At 51.8% G+C, this 4,039-nt stretch carries 5 protein-coding genes; 2 read left to right on the top strand and 3 right to left on the bottom strand.

The genetic code is table 11. The features are described from left to right. Both CPT76_RS21375 and CPT76_RS21370 read right to left on the bottom strand, forming a co-directional pair. Positions 1-191: PRC-barrel domain-containing protein (locus CPT76_RS21375; protein WP_181153014.1), on the bottom strand; the 191-nt coding region annotated here is incomplete at its 3' end. A gap of 161 nt (positions 192-352) precedes the next feature. Continuing rightward, positions 353-1,159 carry a cysteine desulfurase family protein gene (locus CPT76_RS21370; RefSeq protein WP_105444403.1) on the bottom strand — a complete coding sequence of 269 codons (807 nt, stop codon included), beginning with the start codon at positions 1,157-1,159 and terminating at the stop codon, positions 353-355. A gap of 168 nt (positions 1,160-1,327) precedes the next feature. On the opposite strand from CPT76_RS21370, the gene CPT76_RS21365 reads away from it, so the two are divergent. Next, a complete protein-coding gene (locus tag CPT76_RS21365; RefSeq protein WP_076169638.1) occupies positions 1,328-1,663 on the top strand; it encodes a hypothetical protein in 336 nt (111 codons plus the stop codon). 165 nt (positions 1,664-1,828) lie between these two features. On the opposite strand, the gene cymR is transcribed toward CPT76_RS21365, so the two are convergent. After that, positions 1,829-2,248 carry a cysteine metabolism transcriptional regulator CymR gene (gene cymR, locus CPT76_RS21360; RefSeq protein WP_076169637.1) on the bottom strand — a complete coding sequence of 140 codons (420 nt, stop codon included), beginning with the start codon at positions 2,246-2,248 and terminating at the stop codon, positions 1,829-1,831. 404 nt (positions 2,249-2,652) lie between these two features. Here cymR and mnmA point away from each other — a divergent pair, with 404 nt between their 5' ends. Beyond that, complete coding sequence (mnmA, locus tag CPT76_RS21355; RefSeq protein ID WP_326104071.1) at positions 2,653-3,777, top strand: tRNA 2-thiouridine(34) synthase MnmA; 1,125 nt, start codon at positions 2,653-2,655, stop codon at positions 3,775-3,777. The last annotated feature ends 262 nt before the right edge of the window (positions 3,778-4,039 follow it).

Here is a 4,039-nt window from a genome sequence, read left to right as displayed (position 1 = left end):
GCATCTTCGCCATAAGCAACGACGTCCTCCCAGGACACCGTCTTCGCTGTGTTGGAGAACAACCCTTTGCCTTCCAGCTCAAGACCTTGAATTTTCCAATCTTCGGTGATGATAATATCGTATATTTTGCCGATCTCCTTGCCTTCTTCCACATCAAATACGGCAAGTCCGATCATCTCTTGGAATTTCATGGCCAGGATCCCACCTTACCCTCTTCAAAATTGAAACGAACCCCTTCACGTTACCACCGAAGTCAGCCAATGAAAGTGCGGCACGCGCAGGTCGATTTGTCTCGCGAACGGTATGGAGCACTCATCCCTCCCTCTCCATCCATGGAGAATCCCTACCTTTCTTACGTAAGACGACGCAGAATGGTTTCAATTTTTTGGGCTGTGTACTCCATATCTTCAGTAGTATTACCCAAACCAAAGCTGAATCGAATCGCCGAACGCAAAACATTTTGAGGCAGCTGCATGGCCTCCAGCACATGGGATAGCTCCAGCGAGCCTGAAGTGCATGCCGAACCACTGGCCGCGGCGATGCCCTCCATGTCGAGATTCATCAGAAGTGTCTCCGTATCTGTCTGCGGGAAGCTGATGTTCACGATGTGAGGAAGGCATTCCTCTTGGTGGCCGTTGATTACAAAAGCGTCCCTGCCGATCTCCTGCTCCAGCGTGCTGATCAAGGTCTGCCGCAAACGAACCTCGTTGTTCGCATACATGATGCTGATCAGAATCGTATCCTCCGACAATGCCGCCTCCAGATCCTCGGGCCGAACCCGTCCGGTGTGGTCTACCGGCAGGTAAGTGACACGAAAACCTTCCTTCTCCAGCTCTTCGCAGGCGTGAAGCACAGCATGATGCTCGATGGACGACGTAATGATGTGGTTCCCCTTAGACCTGCGCATGGAGGCTGCGCCGAATAAAGCGAGGTTGTCACTTTCCGTGCCCCCGGCAGTAAAGACGATCTCATCGGGCAGGCAGCCGAGAAACTTGGCGATCCGGTCCCTTGCCCCGCTGACGGTGCGCTTGGCAGCACGGCCGAATGCGTGAACGCTGGAGGCGTTGCCGTATTGTCCGGTCATGACGCGCATCATTTCTTCCGCCACTTCCGGATGTACCGGAGTGGAGGCCGCATGGTCCAAATAGATTGATTTCATGATTACACCACCTTGGTCTTGTGTAGTATTTCGCTTTTGATGTCCAGTGAAATTGTTGTATTCAGATCAGGGATTTGGAGCCTGTTCATACAGGGTTTGGCTCGGATAGAACGGTTTCCGGGCAGTCATAATATGTCGGTAATCCAATCCCGATATGGAGGTAATGACATGAACCCGTATTCCCAATCCCAGCAAATCAACCAAATCATTCATCAGCTGACGCAGCAAACCCAACAAGCTTCTATGGCTTACCAGCAAATGCTGAAGCAGGAGCAGCAAAATGCGATGCAGCTGGAGCAGCTCGCTCAGCGTGAGCAGCAAACGTCGCAAATGATTCAATCCGCCCTTCAAGGCCACCAGCGCGCCATTCAACAGCTGCAGCAAATCTCCAGCCTGGCCCAGCAAATGGTGAGCTCCGTATCCCAGCCGGTATCGGGTTATATGGAAACGCAGCAGCCGCAAGGCTTCCAAACGGGGTTCAACAACCAGTTCCGTCAACAGTAACAACCGGAAACAGACTCGCCGAAGCGGGTTCTGTTTTTAATTTGGAAAAACATTTACTTACAAAACTTTGGAAGTTGGCTATCCTTACAGAAGGTACGCCCAGAAGGTACGCCGTTTGCAAAGCCGAATGCCACTCGCAAGGGGCGAGTGGCTGCAGCTTGTAGTCTAGATGTAGAACATATAGTTCTCGGACGTCTCTTTCTCCTGGTAGGAAATCAGGTCGGCAAGCGTCGTCGAATCCAGCACGTTGGCGATTCCGTCACGGATCCGCAGCCAAAGATTACGTTTGGCCGGATCATCCTCTTCTGTAAAATCGACCGGCGAAATCGGCCCCTCGAGCACGCGAATGACATCACCGGCTGTAATCTCGGAAGCTTCACGCGATAAGATGTAACCGCCGTAAGCACCGCGGATGCTCTTAACGAGTCCGGCGTTCCGGAGCGGAGCGATCAGCTGCTCCAGATAGTGCTCGGAAAGTTGGTTTTTCTCAGCAATGCTCTTCAGGGATGTCGGCCCTTCGCCGTATTTGGCGGCAAGCTCCATCATGATTGTCAAGCCGTAACGGCCTTTTGTCGATATTTTCAAAGGTGGCACCTCTCTCAAGTGAAATTCATGGTATCTATATAGAATGAACTCAAAAACTTCATGTTGAACGGCTTGGATAAGCCTATTACAACAAGGGGTTCAAATTTCGAAACTTGAGTTTCAATCTATTTAGCTCTTACTCATGTATCGTTATCAATGGCTTTGGTTCAACATGTCGGTGGTTAATCCAAGAGAATACAGCTTATGTAAGCTTTTCCATATCTGCGTATTCCGATCATTTCCCTAGCCTATGTTAACATATCCGGCTCCGTTTTGGTTTAAAAAACAATGACAAAACAAAGAAATGTTCGCGACCGGTGGACAACCTATGTGGTGTGATCTGTGGACAAATGTGTTAAAATAGAGGCTATGGGCACAATCTCATATGAAAATGGTGATGACTTTTGTCTACAGATAATCAAAATATACGTGTCGTCGTCGGGATGTCCGGCGGTGTCGACTCATCCGTCACCGCGCTGCTTCTGAAGCAGCAGGGCTACGACGTCATCGGCATTTTTATGAAAAACTGGGATGACACCGATGAATTCGGTAACTGCACCGCGGAAGACGACGCCGAGGACGTCCGCCGCGTCTGCGAGCAAATCGGCATTCCTTATTACACGGTCAACTTCGAAAAGGAATATTACGATAAAGTATTTTCCTATTTTCTCGATGAATATAAGTTGGGCCGCACACCAAATCCCGATGTCATGTGCAACCGCGAGATTAAATTCGGCGAATTTCTGACGAAAGCGCTGAATCTGGGCGCCCAATATGTAGCCACCGGCCATTATGCCCGCGTTGTCGAGCAGGACGGCGTCTATACGCTGCTGCGCGGCGTGGACAGCAACAAGGATCAGACCTACTTCTTGAACGCGCTCAATCAGCAGCAGCTGTCGAAGGCGATGTTCCCAATCGGACATCTGCCTAAGCCGGAGGTCCGCCGAATTGCGGAGGAAGCCGGACTTTACACCGCCAAGAAAAAGGACAGCACCGGGGTATGTTTTATCGGAGAACGCAACTTCAAAGAGTTCCTGAGCCAATACCTGCCTGCCCAATCCGGTCAAATGGTCGATATCGCCACCGGCGAAGTCAAAGGCCGCCACGACGGCCTCATGTACTACACGCTTGGACAGCGCCAAGGCCTTGGCATCGGCGGTTCCGGCTCGGGCGAACCGTGGTTCGTCGCCGACAAGGATCTGGAGAAGAACATTTTGTACGTCGTGCAGGGGGATCAGCATCCCAGCCTGTACTCCACCGGGCTCATCGCTTCAGGCGTGAACTGGATCGCGGGACAAGGGGCCGTGCCCAAAGAGCCCTTCCAATGCACCGCCAAGTTCCGCTACCGTCAGCCAGACCAGAAGGTTACGCTGGAATGGCTGCCGGACGGCAGCGTCCATGTTGCGTTTGCCGAGAAGCAAAAGGCCATTACACCCGGCCAAGCCGTCGTGTTCTACCAAGACGATGTGTGCCTGGGCGGAGGAACGATCGACAAGGTGGAAAAAGTTCAATACGAAGCTGCCATCTAAACGCAAAGCATATGTGCAAACCGCCGGCTCTTTCGAGGGCCGGCGGTTTTTTTGCATGCCGTCCTTAAAGATTCTCCCCGCCATCATTATTATCCTGCTGTCATCGCAAAACTAACCCCCAATCGAAGTATGTTCCCAGGCACCACGGTTTAAGACTGATCCTTTCGGAGCTGCTGGTTATGCCGGATTTTCGCCTCGTTGCCCTGCTCCGACGCTTCATAGAATACCCGGCCGGCGATTTCCTTCGGCAGGTAGTCCTGCT

The organism is Paenibacillus sp. AR247 (genome assembly GCF_002968895.1).
Lineage (GTDB): Bacteria > Bacillota > Bacilli > Paenibacillales > Paenibacillaceae > Paenibacillus_AQ > Paenibacillus_AQ favisporus.
Note: the sequence above shows the minus strand (reverse complement) of the source record. Positions and strands in the feature narration are given on the sequence as shown.